This window comes from Sphingopyxis sp. 10G20-10 (assembly GCF_057365075.1).
Genome location: NZ_CP195117.1, coordinates 1,642,561 through 1,665,896, shown reverse-complemented (window position 1 = coordinate 1,665,896; position 23,336 = coordinate 1,642,561). Strand labels below are relative to the sequence as shown.

Here is a 23,336-nt window from a genome sequence, read left to right as displayed (position 1 = left end):
CGTCATGCGCCATTTTTAACGAAAATTATCGGCGTAGGCTTGAATCTTGAGTCGACGCTCGGGGGTCGCAATAACCTCTGCTTCAATGCCGTTGCGGGCAGCATAGGCCAGCGCTTCGTCATGGCTGGCAAAGCTCAAACGAATCTGGCGGCGTGTGTCGCCGCTTCCTGCCCAGCCCATCAAGGGATCGGGCTTTTTCGCTTCAATCGGCGCAAATTCCAGCATCCAGCCAGCGGTCCGCGCACGACCCGATTGCATGGCGTTTTTGGGTTGTTGAAAGATACGAGCGGTCATTCAGCTATCCTGTTGCATGGCGTTCTGTCGCCGCCATAGCCCGTCTGCCGATGGCGGGGAAGTAGATTTGCGCCGTCATCATCCTTCTCCCCGTCGCGCCTGCGCCGCCTTGGTCAGCAAGGTGGGGCGGGCTTGTGCGGGGTCATCGGGCCAGCTGTGTTTGGGATAACGCCCCCGCATTTCGCGCGCGACATCGGCCCAGCTTCCAGTCCAAAAGGATTCGATATCACGCGTAGTCTGTAACGGACGATGCGCCGGAGAAGTGAGCGCGAGGACCAACGGCACCGGTGGGTCGCCGACCGTCGGATGTCGTGACAATCCGAACATTTCCTGCACGCGCACGGCAACTTGCGGCCCGCCGTCATGGGCATAATCGATGCGATGCTCGGTCCCTGCTGGCGTAACAAAATGGTCAGGCGCCACGGTGGTCAGGCGCTGGCGGTTGGGCCAATCCAGCTGCCCCAACAAAGCCTCGGCCAATCGCCCGTCGTCAATATCGCGCAGTCCACGGCATTGGTCGAGCAATGGCGCGAGCCAGAGGTCGAGACTTTCCATCAGAGCCGCACCAGTCAACGCATCCATCCCTGAAAAAGACGCGCGCTGGCGCAGCGATTGCGAACGCCCGCCCCACCCGATCAACCCCAGCCCTTTATCGCGCACCGCCGCAATCCGCAGCGCCACATCTTCGGTCGCCGTGTCGCCCTGCCGCGCCATCGTGCCACTCGCCAGCGCGATAGCGCCCAACCGTCGTTCGCGGCGATGGTCGACGCGGTCAGCAATGGCGTCATAGCGGCTCGCGGTTTGGGTGATGATCTGATCGGCGAACAAGGCCTCGACCTCGGTCAAATCAATCGCCGCCGCAGCCAGAATACGGACGCCCGATGCCTGTCCTTGTGCATCGGCAATGGCCAGCCATTCGCTTCCCGCCAGGCTGTCGGTGGGATCAAGCCGATAGGCTCGCCCGCCAGCACCCAGATAGTCACCGCGCTGACCGGCGCGGCGGCGCGCGACCCGGTCGGGCCACGCCGTCGCCACCCAGCCACCGATCGACTGCTCACTAACTCCACCACCTACACGGCCATCAATCTCCGACGCCAATCTGGCCAGCCGCCGCGCCAGTCGCCACGCGCCTTCGGATCGTTCGCCACGGCTGGATTTCCAGCGTTGCAGCCGCTGCTCGATATCGACCACACGCCCGCCAAGCCCCGGTTCGGTCAAAAGCACCGCCAGCTGCGCGGCCTGTTCGCCCTGCCCCGCCCGCGCTGCATGGATCAGCATATGGGCAAGCGGCACAGGCAGCGGCACCGCCACCAACGCACGCCCCTCATCGGTAATGCGGCCATCGTTGGTTAAAGCGCCAATGGCACGCAGGCGCGTCTTCGCCTCGGCAACGGCGGCGGGCGATGGCGGGTCGAGCCAACCGAGCTGGCGCGGATCAACAATGCCCCAGCTGGCACAATCGAGCACCATCGGCATCAGGTCATTCTCGTGAATCTCGGGCGGATCGAACGGCGGCATACCCATCGTCGCAGCCTCTTCCCACAAACGATACACCACCCCTGCCGTCTGCCGCGCCGCCCGTCCCGCGCGCTGCGTCGCCGATGCCTGACTGGCGCGTTCGGTGACAAGCCGCGAGATGCCTGCCGCCTTGTCAAAGCGCGGGCGGCGCGCGAGCCCTGCGTCGATGACGATGCGCACACCGTCGATGGTCAGACTGGTCTCGGCGATGCTGGTCGCCAAAATGACTTTGCGCTGACCATCTGTATCGCGGACCAGCGCCGCCCGCTGAAGGGCCGGATCGATCTGCCCGTGGAGACGGTGAACGACGACCGGCAAGCGGCTTTGCTCCAACAGCGTTGCCGCCCGTTCAATATCACCAGCACCGGGCAGGAATACCAATATGTCACCATCCGCTTCATCGCCGAGAGCCTGTCGCACCGCCGACACGATGGCGTTGGGTAGCGGCTCCTCTGCGCGGCGTCCAAGATATCGGGCGGTTAGCGGAAAAATCTTGCCTTCACTGGCCACCACCGGCGCGTTGCCAAGCAAGGCCCCAAAGCGCGCGCCGTCGAGCGTCGCCGACATGGCCAAGAGCCGAATATCCTCGCGCAACCCTTGCTGGGCATCAATCGCGAGCGCGAGTGCGAAGTCGCTGTCGAGACTGCGCTCATGCACCTCGTCAAACAGCACAGCCGACACGCCGGTGAGTTCAGGGTCGTTCAAAATACGGGTGCGAAACAAGCCCGGCGTCATCACCAGCAGGCGCGTCGCCGCCGACCGCTTGCTGTCGAGGCGGGTCGCATAGCCCACGCGCTCGCCCACTTTTTCATCAAGTTCTGACGCAATTCGCTCCGCCGCTGCGCGCGCCGCCAACCGGCGTGGTGACAACAGCCATATCGCGCCGTCACACCAGGGTTGCTCCAGTAAGGCGGGGGCTACACGCGTCGTTTTGCCTGCCCCCGGCGGCGCGACTACCACCGCATTGGGCTTGATAATCAGCGCCGCCATAATGTCGGGCAAAACCGCATCGATCGGCAAGGCCATCCGGGAGGATGTCATAGGAATTTAATAAGCGCGGGCGACCGCGAAACCCACAGCCTCGGTCAACGCCGAACGCGCCTGACTGGGCGGGAAACCGCCGATGGCATCAACCGCACGCTGGCCATAATGGCGTGCCCGCGCCAGCGTGTCGGTAATCGCATTATGATCGTGAAGCAGCTGCGTTGCATAGGCCAGATCTTCGTCCGAATCGCGGTGTCCCGTCATCGCCAATTTCCAGAACTCGCGCTCCTCGGCGCTACCGCGCGCATAGGCGAGGATGACCGGAAGCGTCAGCTTGCCGTCGCGGAAATCATCACCGACGCCTTTGCCCATCGTCGCTTCATCGGAAACATAGTCAATCGCGTCGTCAACCAGTTGGAATGCGATGCCAAGGTTGCGGCCATAGGCGTCCAACGAGGCTTCAATCGCTTCGTCGCGCTCCGCGACCACGGCGGCAATCTTGCTCGCTGCGGCAAATAATTCGGCGGTCTTGGCACCGATGATTGCCAGATATTGGTCCTCGCTCGTTTCGACGCGGCGCTGCGCCGAAAGCTGGTTGACTTCGCCCTCTGCGATCACCGCCGACGCGCGTGACAATATTTTGAGGACTTTCAAAGATCCGTCTTCGACCATCAATTCAAAGGCGCGGCTGAACAGAAAATCACCGACCAGCACCGACGCGCTGTTACCCCAGATAAGGTTTGCGGTTTTTTTGCCGCGGCGCAGGTCTGACCCGTCGACGACATCGTCGTGCAGCAATGTGGCGGTGTGAATAAACTCGACCGCAGCAGCGAGCTTGCAATGGCGATGCCCCGGATAATCGAGCATCTGCGCGCAAGCGAGCGTCAGCATCGGGCGCAGCCGCTTGCCGCCACCGGCGATCAAATGACCAGCCAGTTCGGGAATAAGCGGGATGTCCGACTGCATCCGGTCGAGAATCACCGCATTGACCTCGTTCATGTCCGAGGCGACCAGCGCCATCATCGGATCGAGCGAAGGCGGCTGGCCAGAGTGGAGGCGATGAATTTCAGCGGTCATAATGGGCGCAGCCATGACGATGCGGGGCGCATTTTGCAACGAATTTCAGCTTGCCAGCGGGGTAGTGGCAATGCCAAGCGAGACCCTATCAAAGAGGATCAACGCCGATGGATGACCAATTAAGCCGCTATCGCCAGAGCATAGACAATATCGATGCAGCCTTGGTGTTCATGCTGGCCGAGCGTTTCAAAGTCACCAAAGCGGTGGGCGAACTCAAGGCGCAGATAGACCTCCCCCCCGCCGACCCCGACCGCGAAGCCCGCCAGATTGAGCGGTTACGCACCCTCGCCGCCGAAGCCGACTTGGATCCGGCTTTCAGCGAGAAATTCCTGCGCTTCATCATCGAAGAGGTGATTCGCCACCACGAACAGGCCAAGCGGGACCAGTGAGCATAGCCCAGCGCTGAGGTTTGAAACCGGATTCAGACCGCAGGCAGGCGAAGGCGAACCAGCAAACCGCCCAAATCTTCGCTTTCTTCCAGCGCAATCCTGCCACCATAAATCTCTGCCACATCGCGCACGATTGCCAGCCCCAACCCCGTCCCCGGCTTGCCGCTATCCAGTCGCACCCCGCGGTCGAAAATTCGTTCGCGGTCAGCAAGAGCAATGCCCGGGCCATCATCTTCGACCAGAATTTCGGCGGTGCCGTCGTCATTCTGGATGGTCACAAAGACGCTGCCGCCGCCATATTTGGCTGCATTTTCCAGCAGATTCCCGACTAGCTCGTCCAGATCCTGTCGCTCGACCTGCGCGATCACCGCATGATCGCCAGCCGCATCGAGGCGCAGGTGGGGATAAAGCCTGCCCACCGCGCGCGATACGCTGGCCACGCTATCCCAGATATTGGCACGCGCCAGCGCCGCGCCGCGACGCCCCACCGCCCGCGCGCGAGCCAGATGATGCTCGATCTGACGTTGCATGGTCGATGCTTCGCGGCGGATCGTATCCGCCAGCTCTGCGTCAGAATTGGTTGCGCTGTTGATCAGCACGGTCAGCGGGGTTTTGAGCGCATGGGCAAGATTGCCCGCATGTAATCGGGCTTCCTCCGCCTGTTTTTCATTATGCGCCAACAGCGCGTTCAACTCATCCACCATCGGACGCACCTCAACCGGCAGCGGCGCATCGACGCGACGTTTTTTACCGCCACGCATCGCAGCGATTGCCTGACGTATGTGGCGCAGTGGCCAAAGCCCGTAAATCGTCTGCAAGGCGGCAAGGATGATAAGACCCAGCCCCAGCAGCGCCAGACTGGGGATTAATGTAGAGCGAACCGCACCGATTTGCTCATCCAGTGCGTCGCGTGATTGGGCAATTTGAAAACGCCAATTGACCTTGCTGCCCGGCAGCACAACATCGCGCTCCAATACGCGCAACTGCTCGTCGGGAAATTGATTGCTGTCATAAGTGTGCAGCGCCGAATCGACATGATCATTCGGTGTCGCCAGGCGGCGTTCCCACAAGGAACGCGATGGATAGGGTTCCTGTTTGCCGCCGCTAATCTGCCAGTACAGGCCGCTATAGGGCTCCAGAAAGCGCTGATCACCTAACGGCTGCAACAGACGCACTTCGCCATCGGGGCCGACTTCCGACGACCGGATCATCGCCAGCAGGACATAGTCGAGCCCGGTATCAAAGTTGCGAGTGATGGCCGTGGTCAGAACCCTATCAAGGGCAAAGCCGCCGCCAATCAGCAGAAGCGAAATCCATAGCGCCGCGATACCGATCATGCGGCGAACGAGAGACCCCGTCGACCGATTGGTCAGCGGCGGCGCTTTCAGACCGTCATCAGATGTCGCGACCGGGTCGTCGATCATCGGCTATCGACTCAGCCCTGCGGATCGTCGAGTTGATAGCCAAGCCCGCGAATGGTGGTGATGATTTCGGCACCCAATTTCTTGCGGATACGCGTAACAAAGACTTCGATCGTGTTGGAATCACGATCAAAATCCTGATCGTAAATATGCTCGATCAACTCGGTGCGCGATACGACCTTGCCTTTATGATGAAGCAGGTAGGACAAGAGCTTATATTCTTGCGCGGTCAGCTTGACCGGCTCACCTGCCAGCGTAACCCGGCCCGAACGCGTATCGAGGCGGACCTGGCCCGCCGTCAATTCGCTCGACGCATTGCCCGATGCACGCCGGATCAGGGCACGCAATCGCGCGATCAGTTCCTCGGTCTGGAACGGTTTGGCCAGATAATCGTCAGCGCCTGCGTCCAATCCCGCAACCTTATCGGACCAGCTATCGCGCGCGGTGAGAACGAGGACCGGAAAATTGCGCTTCTCCTTGCGCCAGCGGTCGAGCACGGTCAGCCCATCGACTTCGGGCAAACCCAGATCGAGGATCGCCGCGTCATAACTTTCGGTAGATCCCAGAAAATGGCCGTCTTCCCCATCGGTGGCAAGATCAACGGCATAGCCCGCCCCTTCCAACGTCGATTTCAACTGCGGACCCAAGGTGGGTTCATCCTCGACAATCAGAATTCGCATAATGCGCCTTTCAACCTCTTGGGCGGACTGGGCCGACCCATGTTAGCAATGACTGTATCAGCCCGAACGAACATCGCAAAGCGTCGTTGCACAGACCGGAATGTTAGGGATTGCGACCGACTATACGACCGGTACGCGCATCGACATAGACAATGACCACTTGATTTCCATCGAGAAATTTAAGGCCATAGCGCATCGTCGATGCGTCGAACTGCGGGCCGCCCAAATAGGTCATGTCCTTATAGGGTGCCTTAGACCGGACATTGGCGATCAACCGCTTGAGCGGGATGACCTGCCCCTCGGCGGCGGCTTGACGCAGATGATCCTGATCCTTGTCTCCGCGCGCGCCAACCGGGGCTTCCAACGCCAGCAGAGGCGCAAGAAGCATCATAATAAAAACCTGTGTCCGAAAACTCTTCATGCCCACCCGTCTATTGTGCTCGCATTGAATAGGCGATGAATGGTCGGGTCAACCACTAATTGGCTTGAACAAGGGGCTGTGGATCGGTGACCGACCTTGATTTGCCATCATGCATCCAATTTTAACGGGGGCTAGGCTATGGGATTATCCATGACCGACGCTATTTCATCTCCGCAGAAGGATGCGTGTTTTGATCGCTACGCCGATCCAAAGAAACTCGCCCATCTGGGATTTATGGTCCGTCAGCATCTGGCCTCAATCCCGCAAGTCGAGCGAGTCGATGTCCCTGATATCGATCTCTATGTGGTGCCCGGGTTTATGACCCGGCGCGATTGCCGCGCCATCATCGACGTCATTAACAGCCGCGCCGTCCCCTCAACGCTTTATCGAGGGGCCGAGCGTGAGGGGTTTCGCACCAGTTTCACGCATCATTTCGACCGCGACGATCCGCTAGTGAGCGATGTCGAACTCTATATTTCGGATCTGCTGGGGATCGACAATGATTATTCCGAGATCATGCAGGGACAGCGTTATCAGGTCGGCCAACAATTCAAACCGCACCATGATTTTTTTCATGTCGGCGAAGGATATTGGCGCCAGGAAGCCGAACGCGGCGGTCAGCGAACTTGGACCGCAATGGTTTCACTCAATGCTCCCAAAGAAGGCGGCGAAACCGAATTCCCGCATCTTGGTATCGCTTTGCGCCAACAGCCGGGCACGCTCATCATCTGGAACAATATGGACGCCAACGGCCGACCGAACATGAAAACCCTCCATGCCGGAACCCCAGTCCGGCGCGGGATCAAACATGTCATCACCAAATGGTATCGTCAGGAACCTTGGCGCATCCTGAATCCGGTTGATCCCATACAGACATAGGCCGTCGGCTGTCTTGTGGGGGTCAGGATAGGGCTATCGTCTGCGATGTATCAAGAATGCCCGTCAGTCGGGCCATGGTGGGCGCGGCAAGGATTGAACTTGCGACCCCACCCGTGTGAAGGGTGTGCTCTACCACTGAGCTACGCGCCCGTTCGGCAGATGCCCAAAGCACCCGAACCGAAAGCCGCCCGTCCATAGCCGCTGCGACAATGAATGCAACGGGCTTTTGTCGGGAATTTAAGAACCGCCAATGAAATCGGGCCGCAACTTTCGTCGCGACCCGATAGAATTTCTAGCGATACCGCAACTGATTAGTTGCAAGCATCTTTCAAAGCCTTGCCAGCCTTGAACTTCGGCTGGTTCGATGCCTTGATCGTCATCGTTTCGCCGGTGCGCGGGTTGCGACCCGTCGATGCCTTGCGCTTGCTGACAGAGAATGTGCCAAAGCCAACGAGGCGGACTTCACCGTTCTTTTTGAGTTCGCCGGTGATCGCGTCAAATACGGCCTCAACAGCCTTGCTCGCGTCGCCTTTGGTCAGGCCGCTGCTGTCAGCGACACTAGCGATCAGGTCTTGTTTGTTCATGCCTAAGGAACCCCTGTCTGTGGTTGATTGAATGATTCATGGTCAAGCCATGTGTCGGCACTAACCCTCTTTCACCCTGTCTTGTCAAAGCAAAATGTGGGTTTTTACTGTCTGCGGTCGCAAAAATACGATGAATTTAGGCAAAAAGACAATCTGGATTAGTGCCGGATAGCCGGATCGGGCTCGATCCCGCCGGCGAGCGGAGGCGAAGCAGCCAGCTCATCGGCCTCGGTCCACTCGATCGGCACGACCGGCGACACCAGCGCGCGTGCAATAACCTCATCGACATGCGCGACCGGGATAATCTCCAAGCCTTCGGTAATATTCGCTGGTATTTCAACCAGATCCTTCTCATTCTCTTCGGGAATCAGAACGGTCTTTATCCCGCCGCGCAGTGCCGCAAGCAGCTTTTCCTTCAATCCACCGATGGCAAGAACGCGACCACGCAGCGTCACTTCGCCCGTCATCGCCACATCGCTGCGAACGGCAATGCCGGTAAGCGTCGATATCATCGCCGTCACCATGCCGACGCCCGCCGATGGCCCGTCCTTGGGCACAGCGCCTTCGGGCAAATGGATATGAATGTCTTTTCGGGCAAAAAGACTCGGGCGAATCCCGTAACTGGGGGCCCGCGCCTTCACAAATGAGAGCGCAGCCTGCACCGATTCGGTCATCACCTCGCCCAATTTGCCGGTGGTGCGAATCTGGCCTTTGCCAGTGGCCGTCACGGCCTCGATGGTCAGCAACTCGCCACCCACTTCGGTCCAGGCAAGACCGGTGACCGCACCAATTTCATCTTCGGCGTCGCCCATGCCGTGACGATATTTACGCACGCCGGAAAATTCGCCCAGATTGTCTGGCGTGATGACAATGGCCTTGTCCTTGCCTTCCAATATCCGGCGCAGCACCTTGCGCGCCAGCCGGGCAATCTCGCGCTCTAGCGTGCGGACGCCGGCTTCGCGGGTGTAATAGCGGATCAGGTCGCGCAGCCCGTCTTCGGTCAGCTCAAACTCGCCGTCCTTCAGCCCATGCGCCTCGACCTGTTTGGCAATGAGATGGCGTTTGGCAATCTCGACCTTCTCATCCTCTGTATAGCCTTCGAGACGGATGATCTCCATCCGGTCGAGCAAGGCTTGCGGCAGGTTGAGCGAGTTGGCGGTGGTGACAAACATTACGTCCGACAGGTCCATGTCGATTTCCAGATAATGGTCCTGGAATTTGCCATTCTGTTCGGGGTCGAGCACTTCGAGCAGCGCCGAAGCCGGATCGCCACGAAAATCCTGGCCCAGCTTGTCGATCTCGTCGAGCAGGAACAACGGGTTCATCGCCCCCGCTTTTTTCAGATTGGTGACGATCTTGCCCGGCAGCGAACCAATATAGGTGCGGCGGTGGCCGCGAATTTCGGCTTCGTCGCGCACCCCGCCCAGTGACTGGCGGACAAATTGGCGGCCGGTGGCGCGCGCAATGCTGCGCCCCAGTGACGTCTTGCCCACGCCCGGCGGTCCGACGAGGCACAAAATCGGCCCCTTCAGCTTGTTGGTGCGTGCCTGCACCGCCAGATGTTCGACGATCCGGTCCTTGACCTTGTCGAGCGCATAATGGTCATCGTCGAGGACCTCCTGCGCCTTGGCGATGTCCTTCTTGAGCTTTGATTTTTTACCCCAGGGCAATCCGATCAGCGTATCGAGATAGTTGCGCACAACCGTCGCCTCGGCCGACATCGGGGCCATAGCGCGCAGTTTTTTCAACTCCGCTTGCCCCTTGGCCTTGGCCTCTTTCGACAGTTTCATCGTGTCGATCTTGGACTGCAGTTCGGTCAGATCATCGCCGCCTTCGCCATGATCGTTCCCCAGTTCGCGCTGAATCGCCTTCAACTGTTCGTTGAGATAATATTCGCGCTGGCTCTTTTCCATTTGGCGCTTCACGCGGCCGCGGATCTTCTTTTCAACCTGCAGGACACCAAGTTCACCCTCCATGAAGGCAAACACCATCTCCAGCCGTTTGGCGGGCTGATCCTCGACCAACAGTGCCTGCTTGTCGGCCACCTTGATGTTGAGATTGCCCGCGACCGAGTCGGCGAGCCGCGAGGCTTCATCGATTTGCGACAATTGCACGGCGGTTTCCGCCGGCATTTTTTTGTTGAGCTTGGCATATTGCTCGAACTGGTCGACGACTGAACGCATCAAGGCCGCGGTGTCGACACTGTCGTCGGCGGTGTCGCCAAGCGACTCCACGGTCGCCATAACCGCGTCGGATTCGGTCTTCAGCGATTTCAATTTCGCCCGTTCCTTGCCCTCGACAAGGACGCGGACCGTCCCGTCAGGCAGCTTCAAAAGCTGGAGCACCGTAGCGATGACGCCAATGTCATACAGGTCATCGCGCGACGGATCATCTTCGCCCGGATCAAGCTGGGCGACGAGGAAAATTTCCTTGTCGGCTTCCATCGCGACTTCGAGCGCGGCAACCGAACGGTCGCGCCCGACGAACAGCGGCACAATCATGTGCGGGAACACAACAATGTCACGCAAAGGCAACAGGGGGAAAGTATCGGTCATTATTGCTCCAGGGTCCGCGTCCGACGAAGGCACGGCATCCACATTATAAGGTCATTATGGCTAATATGGCGTAACCGGCTGCACATTCAACGCCGTCAGGGGCATGGCGGGCGTAAAACATGCCTTAGAATGGCAGTTTGAAGCCGGGCGGGAGCGGCAGACCGCTTGTCATTTTGCCCATTTCATCGTTGCTAACCTGATCGGCCTTAGCTCGCGCATCATTGAACGCAGCAGCGAGCAAATCCTCGAGCATTTGCTTTTCCGGCACCTGCATCAGGCTGTCGTCGATCGAAATCGCCTTGATCCGCCCTTTGGCAGAGGCCTGTATGCGGACCAATCCGCCGCCCGACACACCCTCAACCTCGATCGTGTCGAGCTTGGCCTGCGCCTCCTGCATCTGGGATTGCACCGTAGCGGCCGCTTCCTGCGCCGCCTGCATCATTTCTTCGATAGACTTCATGACGCCGACCTATGCCGTGACTCGTCATTGCCGACAAGCCTTGCGTCGGGAAATGCGGCGAATGCTGCTTTGACGACGGGCAAATCAAGGATCCGGCGTTCCTTGTCGGCTGCGCCCGCAGCACGTTGCTCGCCCATGCTCGGCGTTGCGTCACCCTCACCGGCTTCGACCTGCCAGCGGCTGCCGGTTGCAGCAAAGAGCGCATCGGCAAGTTCGCGGGAAAATCCGCCCGACAGTTCGGGTTTGGCATCGAAAACAATCGCGCCCGGTGTCAGACTGATCGGGCGCAAATGGTCGAACACCATTCCCGCAAGCCGATGATTTCCTTGGCTTTCGAGCAGATGATGCAGTTGAACCAGCGACAGGTCGGTCGGCGCTGACGCCTCGCCGGTCGTCTCTTGCGAATCCTGCGCTGTAGGCGCCGGTCCAGCCGCCGCCGAAGGTGCCGCAGCAGGGGCCGCAACATTGGCGCCGCCCGATTTGAGCAATTTGGCCAGTTCGCCCGGATCGGGCATTGAGGCGGCGTAAATAATCCGCAGCAACAGCATTTCCATATGCTCAAGCGGATTATTGGCGCGCAGCACCTCTTCATGGCCCTTGATCAACAACTGCCACAGCCGATTGAGCGGTGCGAAGCCCATCTTGGTCGCCCAGTCGGCGATTCGTTCGCGGTCTGCCTCCGGCAAAGCGGGGTCATCGTGGCGCGATACTTTGGCAAGCGTCACCGCATGGGTTAGCTCCATCAGCCCGCGCACCAACGCCACCGGCTCGATCCCCAGCGCATATTGCGCGCGCGCCAGATCAATCGCGCCTGCCGAATCGCCTTCCAATATCGTCGCCATCAATTGCGCGATGGTCGAGCGGTCGGACAGGCCCAGCATCGTGCGGACATGGTCGGCGCTAATCTTGCTACCGCCATCAAGATCGGCATGGGCAATCGCCTGATCCAAGATCGATAGTCCGTCGCGCACCGACCCTTCGGCGGCACTCGCGATCAACCAGATCGCCGGAGCCTCGGCCTCGACGCCCTCTTTCTGCAAAATCTGGCTGAAATGGGCGAACAACATGTCGGGCGTAATCCGCCGCAGATCGAAGCGCTGGCACCGTGACAAAACCGTCACCGGAACCTTGTTCACCTCGGTCGTTGCGAACAGAAATTTGACGTGCGGCGGCGGTTCTTCGAGCGTTTTCAACAGCGCATTGAAGGCGTTACGCGACAACATATGCACTTCGTCGATGATATAGATTTTGAAACGCGCCGACACGGCGGCATAACGCACCGCTTCGATAATCTCGCGCACATCGTCGACGCCGGTGTTCGACGCGGCATCCATTTCGATGACGTCGATATGGCGCCCTTCGGTGATCGCGCGGCACGGCTCGCACACGCCGCACGGATCAATCGTCGGTCCGCCCTGCCCGTCCGGCCCGATGCAGTTCATCGCCTTGGCAATCAATCGCGCAGTCGAGGTTTTCCCGACTCCTCGCACACCGGTCATCAGGAACGCATGGGCCAGCCGGTCGCGGGCAATGGCGTTGCCCAGCGTGCGCACCATCGCATCCTGACCGATGAGTTCGGCAAAGGTTTGCGGGCGATATTTGCGCGCCAGCACGCGATATGGCCCGCTGTTCGCGGGCGTCGCAGGAGGCGTGGGCTCATCAAGGCCCAGCGCGTTCATCGGCATATCATCATCGGCGGAATCGCTCATGCGACCGTCTTAGGCAAACGTGCTGTTCTTGTCGAAGGGGGAAATGGGTTGGGAGCCGGAACGACCCGCCGCAAATTCGTTGCGGCTGCTTCCTTCCGGATCTGACCGGGTTGGCGAAGACGGCGTCCGCCCGACTCCCGCGGCGCATATGGCGATGACGCGGACGAAATGCAAGTCGCGCTCAGCGCGGCCCCTGCATGTTGCGGCTTTCACCCGGAATATGCACGGTCAGCCCGTCGAGCGCGTCGGTGAGCAAGATTTGGCACGCCAGTCGACTCGTGCGTCGAACTCCGGCCGCCAGATCGAGCATATCCTCTTCCATCTCACTCGCGACAGGCAGGCGCTCAAAATCAGCCTTCTCGACGATAACATGGCAGGTCGAACAGGCCATCTGGCCCTCGCAGGTTCCTTCGAGCGGCATGTCATGTGCTTGCGCCAGATCGAGCAGGCTGGTGCCAACCTCTCCTTCTGCCATGGTGAGTCCCTCACCGTCGGCATGAATGAAGGTGACGCGCATCAATTCACACCCTGCAACCGCGCCGCGGCCTTGATAGCGTCCAGCCCGTCGCGCAGATCCTGTTCGCTGGTATAGCGCCCCCAGCCAAGCCGGATCGAGGCGCGGGCATCGCCCTCGCTGACCCCCATGGCGCGCAGCACATGGCTGACTTTCCCCGATCCGCTGCCGCACGCACTGCCCAGCGAAAAGGCGACATCGCGCGCATCGGACATCAGCCGGAGCGCATTGACGCCATCGCGCCGGATATTGAGGTTGCCATGGTAACGCTGCGTCAGCGACCCGTTGACGCGCCATTCGGGCAGCGTCTCCATGGCGATCGACCATAAATGTTCGGCATGTGCCGTATCGTCGTCAAAGCATTCGGCCGCAAGCGCCGCTGCTGCACCAAAACCGGCGCACAGCGCGGGCGACACGGTGCCCGCCCGCATCCCCTGTTCCTGCGCGCCTCCAACCATCAGCGACGGCAGATCAATCCCGTCGCGCACCCACAAGGCGCCAATGCCTTTCGGTCCGTGAATTTTGTGCGCGGACAGGGCCACGAGATCAGCCTCCTCCGGAATCGCAACACGCCCATAGCCCTGCACCGCATCGCACAGCAGCAAACTGCCCTTGGCATGGGCCGCCTCGGCAATATCGGCGACCGGCTGAATGGTCCCGACTTCATTGTTGACCAGCATGGCCGCGACCACCCCGTTTTGCGGGATCAGGTCGGGATCAATCGGCAAGGCCACGCCATCGCTATCGACCGGAAGCACCGTCGCGCCAAGCCGTTCGAGGCATTGCAAGGACGCCGCATGTTCCACCGACAAGCCGGCGGCCCCGCCCTGATGCGTCTTTGGCCCGCATAGCAGAGCCCAGTTCAACGCCTCGGTCGCGCCCGATGTAAAATAGAGCCGCCCACCCTTTGGCAACAACGCGGCCACCTGATCGCGCGCCACCTCTACCGCAGCGGCGGCGGCGCGTCCGGCCTTGTGCGTGCTCGACGGGTTGGCAAAGCCGTCCTTCTCATCCGGCCCGCCAAGCCAGCGCAGCATCGCTTCGCGGGCCTCTGGCGCCAGCGGCGTGGTTGCTTGATAATCAAGGTAAATCATTCGAACCCTCGAGCGTTATTGCGAGTGATTCGCAAAAGTTGCATCTTGCATCACTTTTTCTATATAGGCCGCGCCTCGGCTTCGCCACCCCACCTGCACGGTGATTCGGCAAGCAACCCATAACAATAAGAGGTGCTCCCATGCCCGACGTGATTTTTCCCGGCCCCGAAGGTCGTATCGAAGGCCGATTCAGCCCGCCGCCGCGCGCCCGTGCGCCGGTTGCACTGATCCTTCACCCGCATCCACAAGGCGGCGGCACGATGAACGACCGCATCACCCAAGCGATGTACAAAAGTTTTGTCGCCCGCGGCTTTGCGGTGTTGCGCTTTAACTTTCGCGGTGTTGGTCGCAGCCAGGGCACGTTCGACAACGGCATCGGCGAACTCAGCGATGCCGCATCGGCGCTCGATTGGGTCCAGTCGATCCACCCCGAAGCGCAGACCACCTGGATCGCCGGTTTCAGCTTTGGCGCGTGGATCGGTATGCAATTGCTGATGCGCCGGCCCGAAATCCGTGGCTTCCTATCGGTGGCTCCGCCCGCCAACATGTATGATTTCAGCTTTCTGGCTCCCTGCCCCTCGTCGGGCATCCTTGTCGCCGGCGGTCAGGACGAGATTGTCCCTCCGAGCGCCGTCCAGAAACTGGTCGACAAGCTGCGCACGCAAAAGGGCATCACCATCCACCATGATGAAATCCCGCGCGCCAATCACTTCTTCGAACATGAACTCGACCAGTTGATGAAAAGCCTCGACAATTATCTGGATATGCGGCTCGCCCCCGATTTGCCGATACGCTGATATCTATGGCTCTCGTCATTGCATGCGAAGCGAAGCAATCCAGAGCGGCCTTGCACAGCTCTGGATTGCCGCGTCGCCTTCGGCTCCTCGCAATGACGGCTGGCTAGAACATCGACGGCTAGCTAGAACATCTATGTCGTCGGCATCAGCCAAATCACCATATTGGCGAACATCACCAAAGCCGCGACCAGCATCAGCAGCGCGCGGCGGCGATCCCCGTTGCGAAACACAAAGATAGCACCGGCGGTCAACAGGACGCCGGTTAGCATCAGTATGGACAGGATCGTGTCGGTCATGCCGCCCTCCTATCGACCACATTCGCTTTTTGCCACCTCGCTTATGGTCAACGGCGGCAGCTTGGCCTAAAGCGCCCTCATCGATTCCCCGCGACCGACAGGAGCCGCCCCCATGCGTATCGCTATCGCTTCGGACCATGCCGCTTTCGAACTAAAGGCGATGTTGGCCGACTGGCTGCGCGACGCCGGACATGAAGTTCAGGATCTGGGCACCAACAGCGCCGACAGCGTCGATTATCCCGACTATGGCTATCGCCTAGCCGACGCCATCGCCAAGGGCGACGCCGAGCGCGGCGTCGCTTTGTGCGGATCGGGCATCGGCATTTCAATCGCGGTCAACCGCAACCCCGCGTGCCGCTGCGCGCGCGTCGACGAGCCTTTGTCGGCCCAACTGGCGCGCGAACATAATGACGCCAATGTCATCGCCATGGGCGCGCGTCTTGTCGGCATCGATATGGCCAAGGCCTGCCTCACCGCCTTTCTGACCACCGACTTTGCCGGCGACCGCCATGCGCGCCGTGTCGACAAGCTTTCCCACCCGGCGCAATTGGAGACCAGCCGATGACCACAGACACGCTCAACAAGCCCGTTGCCATCCGATCGGCCGGATATTTCACCCATGGAGTCGCCACCTCCGACCCCGCCGTCGCCGCCGCGATGACCCATGAAATGCAGCGCGAGCAATTTCAGATCGAACTGATCGCCAGCGAGAATATCGTCAGCCAAGCGGTGCTGGACGCGCAAGGGTCGGTCTTCACCAACAAATATGCCGAGGGCTATCCGGGCCGCCGTTACTATCAGGGTTGCGCGCCGTCCGACGAGGTCGAAAGCTTGGCCATTGATCGTGCCAAGCAATTGTTTGATTGCGGTTATGTCAATGTACAGCCGCATTCGGGCGCGCAAGCCAATGGCGCCGTCATGCTGGCGCTGACCAAGCCCGGCGCGACGATTTTGGGCATGAGCCTCGACGCCGGCGGTCACCTGACCCACGGCGCGCCGCCCGCCATGTCGGGCAAATGGTTCAACGCCGTGCAATATGGGGTCCGCCCCGACGATCATCTGATTGATTTCGATCAGGTCGAAGCCTTGGCCAAGGAACATCGCCCCTCGCTGATCATCGCGGGCGGCTCCGCCTATCCGCGCACCATCGACTTCGCGCGCTTTCGCGCCATTGCCGACGATGTCGGGGCGCTGCTGATGGTCGATATGGCGCATTTCGCCGGACTGGTTGCGGGCGACGCTCATCCCTCGCCGCTGACCCACGCCCATGTCGTGACCACCACCACGCACAAGACATTGCGCGGCCCACGCGGCGGCATGATCCTCACCAATGACGAGGCCATTGCCAAGCGCATCAATTCGGCAGTGTTCCCGGGGCTTCAGGGTGGCCCGCTAATGCACGTCATCGCCGCCAAGGCCGTGGCATTCGGCGAGGCATTGCGCCCCGAGTTCAAACATTATGCCAAGGCCACCGTCGCCAATGCACAAGCTCTGGCGGCGCGGCTCAAGGCACGCGGCGCCGACATCGTCGCTGGCGGCACCGACACGCATCTCGCTCTGGTTGATCTCCGTCCGCTTGGCGTCACCGGACGCGACGCCGACGAAGCGCTCGAACGGTCAGCAATTACCTGCAACAAAAACGGCATCCCCTTTGATCCGCTGCCCCCCGTCAAGACCAGCGGCATCCGCGTCGGCTCGCCCGCCGGCACCACGCGCGGTTTTGGCGTCGCTGAATTTGAGGAAATTGGTGATATGGTTGCCGACGTCCTCGAAGCGTTGCGCGACAAAGGCGAAGCGGGCGATGCCGCCGTCGAAGCCGATGTCCGCACCCGAGTCCGCACCCTGTGCGAACGCTTCCCCATCTATGGAGGCTGATCATGGCCGAACATGACAACGACAATTTGCTCGAAGCTTCAATCGACGAGATCAAGGAGATGGGCAAGCAAGGGATGAGCCACCCCTCGACCCGGCCTGTCCTGACCGGCGGCGTGATTGGCGCGGCCGCAGGCGCGATACTTCCCGTCATTAGCTGGCCACTCGGCCTTCTCGCCGGAGCGGGCATTGCGCTTTATAGTCGGGTGCGTCGCTGACCGATGCGGTGTCCCTATTGCGGCCATGAAGACAGTCAGGTGAAAGACAGCCGTCCTACCGAAGATGGGGCGGCGATCCGGCGGCGGCGGCAGTGCGAGGATTGCGGTGCGCGTTTCACCACCTTTGAACGCATCCAGTTGCGCGAAGTCGGCGTGTCAAAGGCCGATGGCCGGCGCGAGCCATTCGATCGCGAAAAACTGATGCGCAGCGTCCAGATCGCGTGCCGCAAGCGCCCGATTGACGCAGTGCGGATTGAACGGCTGGTGTCCGGAATCCAGCGTCAGCTGGAAACCTCCGGCGACAATGAGGTCAAGGCGGCACAAATCGGGGCGATGGTGATGGAGGCGCTCAAGGGCTTTGACAGCGTCGCCTATATCCGCTTCGCCAGCGTCTATCGCGAATTCACCGAAGCCAAGGATTTCGAAGATTTCGCCTCAAGCGTCAACGCGGCAGCGCCCAAGATTTGACCGACCCCGCCTCCAAACCCATCATTGTCCTTGTCCGCCCGCAGCTTGGTGAGAATATCGGCAAGACGGCGCGCGCAATGCTCAATTTCGGACTTACCGAATTGCGGCTGGTGGCACCGCGCGATGGCTGGCCCAACCCTGATGCCGGACCAACGGCGTCGGGCGCCGATATTGTCCTGTCCGGCGCCACAGTGTTTGACAGCCTGGCCGACGCGGTTGCTGATTGCGCGCATATCTATGCCACGACCGTCCGCAAACGCGGCGTTACCAAGCCCGTCCTGACACCTGAAATCGCGGCACAAGAGGTGCGCACCCGATCCGGTCGATCCGCTTTCGTTTTTGGTCCCGAACGATCGGGACTCGACAGCGACGATGTTGCCCTGGCGCAGACCATCATCACCGTGCCGATCAATCCGGAATTTGCGTCGCTGAATCTGGCACAGGCGGTCATCCTGCTCGCTTATGAATGGTCGCGCGGGGAAAGCCTCGCCAGTCCGCCGTTGGTTGAACCCGATCCGCCCGCCCCGCATGGCGAGTTGGAAGAGTTTATCGACCATCTGACACGCGATCTCGACGCTTCCGGCTATTTCTTTCCGCCCGACCGCAAAAAAGCGACTTTACGCACGCTGCGGACGGCGCTCACCAAAACAGGGTGGTCGAGTAATGAAGTTCGGATGCTGCATGGTGTAATTTCGGCGCTTGGCCGCAATCAGGCGCGCGACTGACAGGCAGGTCTGTGCCCGCGCGGGCTTACGCTTGGCTTTTGATCCGCTCCGCATCCCACTTGCCAAATTCATGGGCGATCGATTGTTCGACCAGCACATCCCACACGGCGCGCAATCGGTCGGGGTCCAATCCCACCGCAGCGGCCTCACGCGCCACATTATCAAGCACCTGCGCCTTGCGGGGCTCGTCGCGCACACTCGCACGGTCGGGCTTGATCCGTGCGGCTGCGTCCATATAGCCAAAGCGGCGGACGAGCAGGGCGACGAGTTGGCGGTCGGTCTCGTCGACCCCGGCGCGGACATCGCGCATGGTTCCGCAAAGCTCTGGGTCCTTGGTCTTGCTCATGCGGTCAGCCTTTAGCGGCTTTTTATCTTCTGTCGAGGCATCGCTGCAATGCTTGACTTCTGAGCTGCTCCCGCCTAATCGCGCGCCTTCGCAATGGACCCCGCACCCCGGTGAAGCGGCGGTCGCGCATGGCAAAGCCCCACCAGGCCTGCCCATGCGGTGCGACCCGGGAACCGCCGAAATCCTTCGGCACACAGCATATTGGAGACGATTATGTCTAAGCGCCATAGCGCCAAGTACAAACTCGACCGCCGGATGGGCGAGAACATCTGGGGCCGCCCCAAATCCCCGGTCAACCGCCGCGAATATGGCCCCGGTCAGCACGGCCAGCGCCGCAAAAGCAAAGTGTCCGATTTCGGTATCCAGCTGCGCGCAAAGCAAAAGCTGAAGGGCTATTACGGCGACATCACCGAAAAGCAGTTCAAGCGCAATTATTTCGAAGCATCGCGGATGAAGGGCGATACCGGCCAGAATCTGATCGGCCTGCTCGAACAGCGTCTCGACGCCGTCGTCTATCGCGCCAAATTCACCCCGACCATCTTTTCGGCGCGTCAGCTGGTCAGCCACGGCCATGTCTATGTGAACGGTGTGAAGTGCAACATTGCCAGCCGCAAGGTCAATCCGGGTGACGAAGTCACGCTGGGCAAAAAGGCACAGGATATGGCGCTGGTCGCCGAAGCCCAGAGCCTGCCCGAGCGCGACATTCCCGATTATGTCGCAGCCACCGACACCGCAAAGATCACCTTCGTTCGCGTCCCGACGCTCGACGAAGTTCCCTATCCGGTGAAGATGGAACCCAATCTGGTCGTCGAATTTTATTCGCGCTAATCGGCTACTTCACAACAAGTTGCAAAAGGGCGGTCCGCAAACGGGCCGCCCTTTTTCGTGTTCGCGCGAAACTGCCAGCTTAGGTCCAATCGTAAAGCGACATACTTGCGCCGTTCGCGTGGGGATGTCACAACGCCCCCACTGAACTCCCTAAGGAACAAGAGGAAGATAGATGAGGAATAAAATAGCCGTGCCCTTGGCATGTCTGGCGATGCTCGCTGCCGCCGGATGCAAACCCGCCGCTTCGTCGCAGTCTGCGTTGCCCGATGTGCAGATGCCCGATCTGTCGCTCGGCACCTTGCAGGATGTGACCAAGGAATTATCATCCGATTCCTATGAAGGGCGCGCGCCCGGCACGGTTGGGGAGGAAAAGACCCTCGCCTATCTGATCAAGAAATTCACGGACGCCGGGCTCCAGCCGGGCAACAACGGCAAGTGGACACAGGATGTTCCGCTGGTGGAAATCACCGCGACCAACCCGACGCCGCTGACCTTTACCGGCGGCAAGACTCCGGTGACGCTGCAATTTGGTAGCGATTATGTTGCGGGCAGCTATCGCGTCCAGCCCGAAACCCGCGTCAAGGACAGCGACGTTGTCTTTGTCGGCTATGGCATCAACGCCCCCGAAAAGGGCTGGAACGATTATGCCGACGTCGATGTGAAGGGCAAAACCGTCGTCATCTTGGTCAATGACCCCGATTGGGAAACCAAAGATACCAAGGGCGAATTCAACGGTCGCGCAATGACCTATTATGGGCGCTGGACCTATAAATATGAGGAAGCGGCCCGTCAGGGTGCGGCCGCTGCCCTGATCGTCCACGACACCGAGCCGGCAGCTTATGGTTGGAACGTCGTTGAATCTAGCTGGACCGGCACCCAATATCTTGCTGAAAGCGCCGATGGCGGGGCCGACCAGACCGTTGCCAATGGCTGGATTCAATTGCCCAAGGCCAAGGAACTCTTTGCCAGCGCCGGTCAGGATTTCGACGCCCTGCGTGCTGCGGCCAAGAAAAAAGGCTTTAAGCCGGTTGCGCTTACCGGCGTCAAAGCCTCTTTTGGCTTTGACAACCAGATCGCCAAGAAATTGTCGCACAATGTGGTTGGCCTCTTGCCGGGGGCGAAGCGGCCTCACGAATATGTGCTGTACACAGCGCACTGGGACCATCTGGGCCATTGCGCGCCTGTCAACGGCGACGGTATCTGCAACGGAGCCGTCGACAATGCCACCGGCGTTGGCGGTCTGGTCACGCTGGCCGAGGCGCAAGTCAAAGCGGGCGCCCCTGATCGCAGCATGGTCTTCATGGCTGTAACGGCTGAGGAATCGGGCCTGTTGGGGTCAGACTATTATGCCAAAAACCCGATCTTCCCGTTGAAGCAGACGGTTGGCGGCGTAAATATGGACGCGCTCAACAGCATCGGCCCGTCGAAAGATGTTGTGGTCACCGGACGCGGAAAGTCGGAATTGGATGCCTATCTGGACAAGGCGGTTGCCGCCGAAGGCCGCGTAATCGGCGTCGATCCGTCGCCTGAAAAGGGTCATTATTACCGCTCCGATCACTTCAGCTTTGCCAAACAAGGTGTCCCGATGATCGATTTCGGCAGCGGCCAGGATCTGATCGACGGCGGCAAGGAAGCCGGCAAGAAAGCGGCCGATGACTATGTCGAAAACCGTTATCACGCCCCGTCCGATGAATATGATGCGATCAAGAATTGGGACGGCATGATCGCTGACTTGAAACTTTATTATGTCGTTGGCCGGATGCTGGCGATGACCGACGCTTGGCCCAATTGGGTCGAGGGCGACGAGTTCCGCGCCACGCGGGACAAGAGCCTCAAAGCAAACTGATCTAGGGAGTCAGGACTAAACCGATGACACCGCTCATGCCCGCCGAATGGGCGCCGCATGACGCGGTGTGGATCGGATTTCCCCATCTGGCCGACGAATGGGACGGCCAGATTGACGCGGCCCGCCGCGACGTTGCCGCCTTTGCCAATGCCGTCCACGACGGCGGCAAAGGCGAGCAGGTCCGCCTACTGGTCCGCGACGAAACCAATGCCGAACTGGCCGCACAACTTGTCGCGCCCGGTGTCGAGCTGCTGATCCGCCCCTTTGGCGACATCTGGCTGCGCGACACCGGGCCGATTATCGTCGGAACGGGGAACCACCGCGCGGCGCGCAACTTTGCCTTTAATTGGTGGGGCGAGAAATTCGTCATGCCGGGCGATCAGGAAGTGGGCCACCTCTTGGCCAGCGAAACCGGCCTGCCGCTGCAAAACTATGACTGGGTGTTCGAAGGCGGTGCGATCGACGTCGATGGTAACGGACTGGCCGTTACCACAGAGGAATGCCTGCTCAACCCCAACCGCAACCCGTCGCTGACCCGTGCAGACTTGGAAGCGCGCTTGGCCGAGACCCTCGGCATCAACCGATTACTGTGGCTCGGCAAAGGCTTGGTCGGTGACCATACCGATGGCCATGTCGATAATCTGGCCCGCTTTGTCGGCGAAGGACGGCTGGCGCTGCCTGTCGCGGCAAGCGACGATGATCCCAACGCCGCCATTTATGCCGATGCCCGCCAGCTCGCGCAGGCGTTTGGAGTCGAGATTGTTGACCTCCCCTCCCCCGGTCGCGTCGAAATCGGCGGCGACCTCGCTGCGGCGAGCTATATGAACTTTTACATCGGCAACAGCACGGTCGTCGTGCCGCTCTATGGTGCGCCGAACGACCAGCCCGCGTGCGATGCCCTCGCCGCCTGCTTCCCCGACCGTCGCATTGTCGGCGTTCCCGCGCGCGGCATCCTTGCTGGTGGCGGCAGCTTCCATTGCTCCAGCCAGCAATTGCCGTGCTGACCGCCGCCTTTGTTCTCCGCGCGCTCATCAGCGGGGCTTTGGTGGCGATCATTGCCTTTGTGGCACGAAAGAGCCCCGGAATCGGCGGACTGATCGCTTCGGTCCCGCTCGTCTCCACCCTCGCGATGATCTGGCTTTGGAGCGACAGCCGCGACGAGCAACTGGTGGCCGATTATGCGCTGTCTACCTTTGTTTATTTCCTGCCCTCGGTCCCGATGTTCCTCATCATCCCGTTGATGCTGCGCAACGGACAGCCCTTTTGGCTGGCGCTTGGCACAGGCATCGCAACTACAGTGCTGCTCTATCTGCTGACGATACGGATTGCGTCGGCTTGGGGCCTGACCTTATAGGGTGGGG

At 60.4% G+C, this 23,336-nt stretch carries 26 protein-coding genes, 1 tRNA gene and 1 other RNA gene; 12 read left to right on the top strand and 16 right to left on the bottom strand.

What is annotated here, in order from left to right:
- Positions 1-15 precede the first annotated feature (15 nt).
- From ACR3XE_RS08160 to ACR3XE_RS08150, 3 genes are all read right to left on the bottom strand, one after another.
- On the bottom strand, positions 16-294 hold the full coding sequence (locus ACR3XE_RS08160) for an ETC complex I subunit (protein ID WP_486185638.1): 279 nt from the start codon (positions 292-294) through the stop codon (positions 16-18).
- Positions 295-372: 78 nt separating this feature from the next.
- Entirely contained in the window at positions 373-2,838 is a 2,466-nt protein-coding gene (gene hrpB / locus ACR3XE_RS08155) for an ATP-dependent helicase HrpB (protein ID WP_473698135.1), read from the bottom strand.
- Positions 2,839-2,859: 21 nt separating this feature from the next.
- Positions 2,860-3,873: a polyprenyl synthetase family protein gene (locus ACR3XE_RS08150; RefSeq protein WP_473698136.1), complete on the bottom strand. Its 1,014-nt coding sequence runs from the start codon at positions 3,871-3,873 to the stop codon at positions 2,860-2,862.
- Positions 3,874-3,980: 107 nt separating this feature from the next.
- Between ACR3XE_RS08150 and ACR3XE_RS08145 the strand changes: the two genes are divergently transcribed.
- On the top strand, positions 3,981-4,262 hold the full coding sequence (locus ACR3XE_RS08145) for a chorismate mutase (protein ID WP_486185637.1): 282 nt from the start codon (positions 3,981-3,983) through the stop codon (positions 4,260-4,262).
- Positions 4,263-4,294: 32 nt separating this feature from the next.
- Here ACR3XE_RS08145 and ACR3XE_RS08140 read toward each other — a convergent pair whose 3' ends face one another.
- From ACR3XE_RS08140 to ACR3XE_RS08130, 3 genes are all read right to left on the bottom strand, one after another.
- Positions 4,295-5,686, bottom strand: coding sequence for a sensor histidine kinase (locus ACR3XE_RS08140; RefSeq protein ID WP_473698137.1), 1,392 nt, complete (start codon positions 5,684-5,686; stop codon positions 4,295-4,297).
- Between the two features lie 11 nt (positions 5,687-5,697).
- A complete protein-coding gene (locus ACR3XE_RS08135; protein WP_473698138.1) occupies positions 5,698-6,363 on the bottom strand; it encodes a response regulator transcription factor in 666 nt (221 codons plus the stop codon).
- Positions 6,364-6,466: 103 nt separating this feature from the next.
- The gene (locus tag ACR3XE_RS08130; RefSeq protein WP_473698139.1) at positions 6,467-6,784 is read right to left on the bottom strand and encodes a PepSY domain-containing protein; all 318 of its coding nucleotides are present in this window, start codon (positions 6,782-6,784) and stop codon (positions 6,467-6,469) included.
- Positions 6,785-6,934: 150 nt separating this feature from the next.
- Between ACR3XE_RS08130 and ACR3XE_RS08125 the strand changes: the two genes are divergently transcribed.
- Positions 6,935-7,663, top strand: a complete 729-nt coding sequence (locus ACR3XE_RS08125) for a prolyl hydroxylase family protein (RefSeq protein ID WP_473698140.1) — start codon at positions 6,935-6,937, stop codon at positions 7,661-7,663.
- A gap of 75 nt (positions 7,664-7,738) precedes the next feature.
- On the opposite strand, the gene ACR3XE_RS08120 is transcribed toward ACR3XE_RS08125, so the two are convergent.
- The 8 genes from ACR3XE_RS08120 to ACR3XE_RS08085 all read right to left on the bottom strand — a co-directional run bounded on the left by ACR3XE_RS08120 (position 7,739) and on the right by ACR3XE_RS08085 (position 14,579).
- Positions 7,739-7,813: transfer RNA gene (locus ACR3XE_RS08120), tRNA-Val, on the bottom strand.
- 161 nt (positions 7,814-7,974) lie between these two features.
- Entirely contained in the window at positions 7,975-8,247 is a 273-nt protein-coding gene (locus ACR3XE_RS08115; protein WP_473698141.1) for an HU family DNA-binding protein, read from the bottom strand.
- 158 nt (positions 8,248-8,405) lie between these two features.
- Entirely contained in the window at positions 8,406-10,802 is a 2,397-nt protein-coding gene (gene lon, locus ACR3XE_RS08110) for an endopeptidase La (RefSeq protein WP_473698142.1), read from the bottom strand.
- A gap of 124 nt (positions 10,803-10,926) precedes the next feature.
- Positions 10,927-11,262: a YbaB/EbfC family nucleoid-associated protein gene (locus tag ACR3XE_RS08105; protein WP_473698143.1), complete on the bottom strand. Its 336-nt coding sequence runs from the start codon at positions 11,260-11,262 to the stop codon at positions 10,927-10,929.
- Positions 11,259-12,971 (bottom strand): DNA polymerase III subunit gamma/tau, encoded by a 1,713-nt coding sequence (locus ACR3XE_RS08100; protein ID WP_473698144.1) that lies wholly within the window; start codon positions 12,969-12,971, stop codon positions 11,259-11,261. The genes ACR3XE_RS08105 and ACR3XE_RS08100 overlap by 4 nt, the downstream gene beginning before the upstream one ends.
- Positions 12,972-13,015: 44 nt before the next feature.
- Positions 13,016-13,113: signal recognition particle sRNA small type (gene ffs / locus ACR3XE_RS08095), an RNA gene on the bottom strand.
- A 39-nt stretch (positions 13,114-13,152) separates the two neighbouring features.
- The gene (locus ACR3XE_RS08090; protein WP_473698145.1) at positions 13,153-13,491 is read right to left on the bottom strand and encodes a 2Fe-2S iron-sulfur cluster-binding protein; all 339 of its coding nucleotides are present in this window, start codon (positions 13,489-13,491) and stop codon (positions 13,153-13,155) included.
- Positions 13,488-14,579, bottom strand: coding sequence for a cysteine desulfurase family protein (locus tag ACR3XE_RS08085; protein WP_473698146.1), 1,092 nt, complete (start codon positions 14,577-14,579; stop codon positions 13,488-13,490). Before ACR3XE_RS08085 ends, ACR3XE_RS08090 begins: the two co-directional genes overlap by 4 nt.
- 140 nt (positions 14,580-14,719) lie before the next feature.
- On the opposite strand from ACR3XE_RS08085, the gene ACR3XE_RS08080 reads away from it, so the two are divergent.
- Positions 14,720-15,376: an alpha/beta hydrolase gene (locus tag ACR3XE_RS08080; protein ID WP_486185636.1), complete on the top strand. Its 657-nt coding sequence runs from the start codon at positions 14,720-14,722 to the stop codon at positions 15,374-15,376.
- Between the two features lie 131 nt (positions 15,377-15,507).
- Here the strand turns inward: ACR3XE_RS08080 and ACR3XE_RS08075 are convergent, their stop codons facing one another.
- Complete coding sequence (locus ACR3XE_RS08075) at positions 15,508-15,672, bottom strand: hypothetical protein (protein ID WP_473698148.1); 165 nt, start codon at positions 15,670-15,672, stop codon at positions 15,508-15,510.
- A 112-nt stretch (positions 15,673-15,784) separates the two neighbouring features.
- On the opposite strand from ACR3XE_RS08075, the gene rpiB reads away from it, so the two are divergent.
- From rpiB to ACR3XE_RS08050, 5 genes are read left to right on the top strand one after another with little or no spacing between them, the layout of a single operon-like run.
- A complete protein-coding gene (gene rpiB / locus ACR3XE_RS08070; protein ID WP_473698149.1) occupies positions 15,785-16,237 on the top strand; it encodes a ribose 5-phosphate isomerase B in 453 nt (150 codons plus the stop codon).
- Positions 16,234-17,547 carry a serine hydroxymethyltransferase gene (gene glyA / locus ACR3XE_RS08065; protein WP_473698150.1) on the top strand — a complete coding sequence of 438 codons (1,314 nt, stop codon included), beginning with the start codon at positions 16,234-16,236 and terminating at the stop codon, positions 17,545-17,547. Before rpiB ends, glyA begins: the two co-directional genes overlap by 4 nt.
- A 2-nt stretch (positions 17,548-17,549) precedes the next feature.
- Positions 17,550-17,762: a hypothetical protein gene (locus tag ACR3XE_RS08060; protein WP_473698151.1), complete on the top strand. Its 213-nt coding sequence runs from the start codon at positions 17,550-17,552 to the stop codon at positions 17,760-17,762.
- Between the two features lie 3 nt (positions 17,763-17,765).
- Complete coding sequence (gene nrdR / locus ACR3XE_RS08055) at positions 17,766-18,230, top strand: transcriptional regulator NrdR (RefSeq protein ID WP_473698152.1); 465 nt, start codon at positions 17,766-17,768, stop codon at positions 18,228-18,230.
- A complete protein-coding gene (locus ACR3XE_RS08050; RefSeq protein ID WP_473698153.1) occupies positions 18,227-18,955 on the top strand; it encodes an RNA methyltransferase in 729 nt (242 codons plus the stop codon). The genes nrdR and ACR3XE_RS08050 overlap by 4 nt, the downstream gene beginning before the upstream one ends.
- Before the next feature lie 25 nt (positions 18,956-18,980).
- On the opposite strand, the gene ACR3XE_RS08045 is transcribed toward ACR3XE_RS08050, so the two are convergent.
- Entirely contained in the window at positions 18,981-19,301 is a 321-nt protein-coding gene (locus ACR3XE_RS08045; RefSeq protein WP_473698154.1) for a chorismate mutase, read from the bottom strand.
- A 213-nt stretch (positions 19,302-19,514) separates the two neighbouring features.
- Here ACR3XE_RS08045 and rpsD point away from each other — a divergent pair, with 213 nt between their 5' ends.
- The 4 genes from rpsD (at position 19,515) to ACR3XE_RS08025 (ending at position 23,329) form a co-directional block, all read left to right on the top strand.
- Positions 19,515-20,129, top strand: a complete 615-nt coding sequence (rpsD, locus tag ACR3XE_RS08040; RefSeq protein WP_473698155.1) for a 30S ribosomal protein S4 — start codon at positions 19,515-19,517, stop codon at positions 20,127-20,129.
- Between the two features lie 172 nt (positions 20,130-20,301).
- On the top strand, positions 20,302-21,975 hold the full coding sequence (locus tag ACR3XE_RS08035; RefSeq protein ID WP_473698156.1) for a M28 family metallopeptidase: 1,674 nt from the start codon (positions 20,302-20,304) through the stop codon (positions 21,973-21,975).
- A 23-nt stretch (positions 21,976-21,998) separates the two neighbouring features.
- Positions 21,999-22,979 (top strand): agmatine deiminase family protein, encoded by a 981-nt coding sequence (locus ACR3XE_RS08030; RefSeq protein WP_486185635.1) that lies wholly within the window; start codon positions 21,999-22,001, stop codon positions 22,977-22,979.
- On the top strand, positions 22,952-23,329 hold the full coding sequence (locus tag ACR3XE_RS08025; protein ID WP_486185634.1) for a DUF3147 family protein: 378 nt from the start codon (positions 22,952-22,954) through the stop codon (positions 23,327-23,329). Before ACR3XE_RS08030 ends, ACR3XE_RS08025 begins: the two co-directional genes overlap by 28 nt.
- Positions 23,330-23,336: the final 7 nt, after the last annotated feature.

Bases quoted from the DNA above. Each gene is read 5' to 3' on its own strand.
- ACR3XE_RS08160 (WP_486185638.1), bottom strand. From the start codon at position 294: ATGACCGCTCGTATCTTTCAACAACCCAAAAACGCCATGCAATCGGGT.
- hrpB (WP_473698135.1), bottom strand. From the start codon at position 2,838: ATGGCCTTGCCGATCGATGCGGTTTTGCCCGACATTATGGCGGCGCTG.
- ACR3XE_RS08150 (WP_473698136.1), bottom strand. From the start codon at position 3,873: ATGACCGCTGAAATTCATCGCCTCCACTCTGGCCAGCCGCCTTCGCTC.
- ACR3XE_RS08145 (WP_486185637.1), top strand. From the start codon at position 3,981: ATGGATGACCAATTAAGCCGCTATCGCCAGAGCATAGACAATATCGAT.
- ACR3XE_RS08140 (WP_473698137.1), bottom strand. From the start codon at position 5,686: ATGATCGACGACCCGGTCGCGACATCTGATGACGGTCTGAAAGCGCCG.
- ACR3XE_RS08135 (WP_473698138.1), bottom strand. From the start codon at position 6,363: ATGCGAATTCTGATTGTCGAGGATGAACCCACCTTGGGTCCGCAGTTG.
- ACR3XE_RS08130 (WP_473698139.1), bottom strand. From the start codon at position 6,784: ATGAAGAGTTTTCGGACACAGGTTTTTATTATGATGCTTCTTGCGCCT.
- ACR3XE_RS08125 (WP_473698140.1), top strand. From the start codon at position 6,935: ATGACCGACGCTATTTCATCTCCGCAGAAGGATGCGTGTTTTGATCGC.
- ACR3XE_RS08115 (WP_473698141.1), bottom strand. From the start codon at position 8,247: ATGAACAAACAAGACCTGATCGCTAGTGTCGCTGACAGCAGCGGCCTG.
- lon (WP_473698142.1), bottom strand. From the start codon at position 10,802: ATGACCGATACTTTCCCCCTGTTGCCTTTGCGTGACATTGTTGTGTTC.
- ACR3XE_RS08105 (WP_473698143.1), bottom strand. From the start codon at position 11,262: ATGAAGTCTATCGAAGAAATGATGCAGGCGGCGCAGGAAGCGGCCGCT.
- ACR3XE_RS08100 (WP_473698144.1), bottom strand. From the start codon at position 12,971: ATGAGCGATTCCGCCGATGATGATATGCCGATGAACGCGCTGGGCCTT.
- ACR3XE_RS08085 (WP_473698146.1), bottom strand. From the start codon at position 14,579: ATGATTTACCTTGATTATCAAGCAACCACGCCGCTGGCGCCAGAGGCC.
- ACR3XE_RS08080 (WP_486185636.1), top strand. From the start codon at position 14,720: ATGCCCGACGTGATTTTTCCCGGCCCCGAAGGTCGTATCGAAGGCCGA.
- ACR3XE_RS08075 (WP_473698148.1), bottom strand. From the start codon at position 15,672: ATGACCGACACGATCCTGTCCATACTGATGCTAACCGGCGTCCTGTTG.
- rpiB (WP_473698149.1), top strand. From the start codon at position 15,785: ATGCGTATCGCTATCGCTTCGGACCATGCCGCTTTCGAACTAAAGGCG.
- glyA (WP_473698150.1), top strand. From the start codon at position 16,234: ATGACCACAGACACGCTCAACAAGCCCGTTGCCATCCGATCGGCCGGA.
- ACR3XE_RS08060 (WP_473698151.1), top strand. From the start codon at position 17,550: ATGGCCGAACATGACAACGACAATTTGCTCGAAGCTTCAATCGACGAG.
- nrdR (WP_473698152.1), top strand. From the start codon at position 17,766: ATGCGGTGTCCCTATTGCGGCCATGAAGACAGTCAGGTGAAAGACAGC.
- ACR3XE_RS08045 (WP_473698154.1), bottom strand. From the start codon at position 19,301: ATGAGCAAGACCAAGGACCCAGAGCTTTGCGGAACCATGCGCGATGTC.
- rpsD (WP_473698155.1), top strand. From the start codon at position 19,515: ATGTCTAAGCGCCATAGCGCCAAGTACAAACTCGACCGCCGGATGGGC.
- ACR3XE_RS08035 (WP_473698156.1), top strand. From the start codon at position 20,302: ATGAGGAATAAAATAGCCGTGCCCTTGGCATGTCTGGCGATGCTCGCT.
- ACR3XE_RS08030 (WP_486185635.1), top strand. From the start codon at position 21,999: ATGACACCGCTCATGCCCGCCGAATGGGCGCCGCATGACGCGGTGTGG.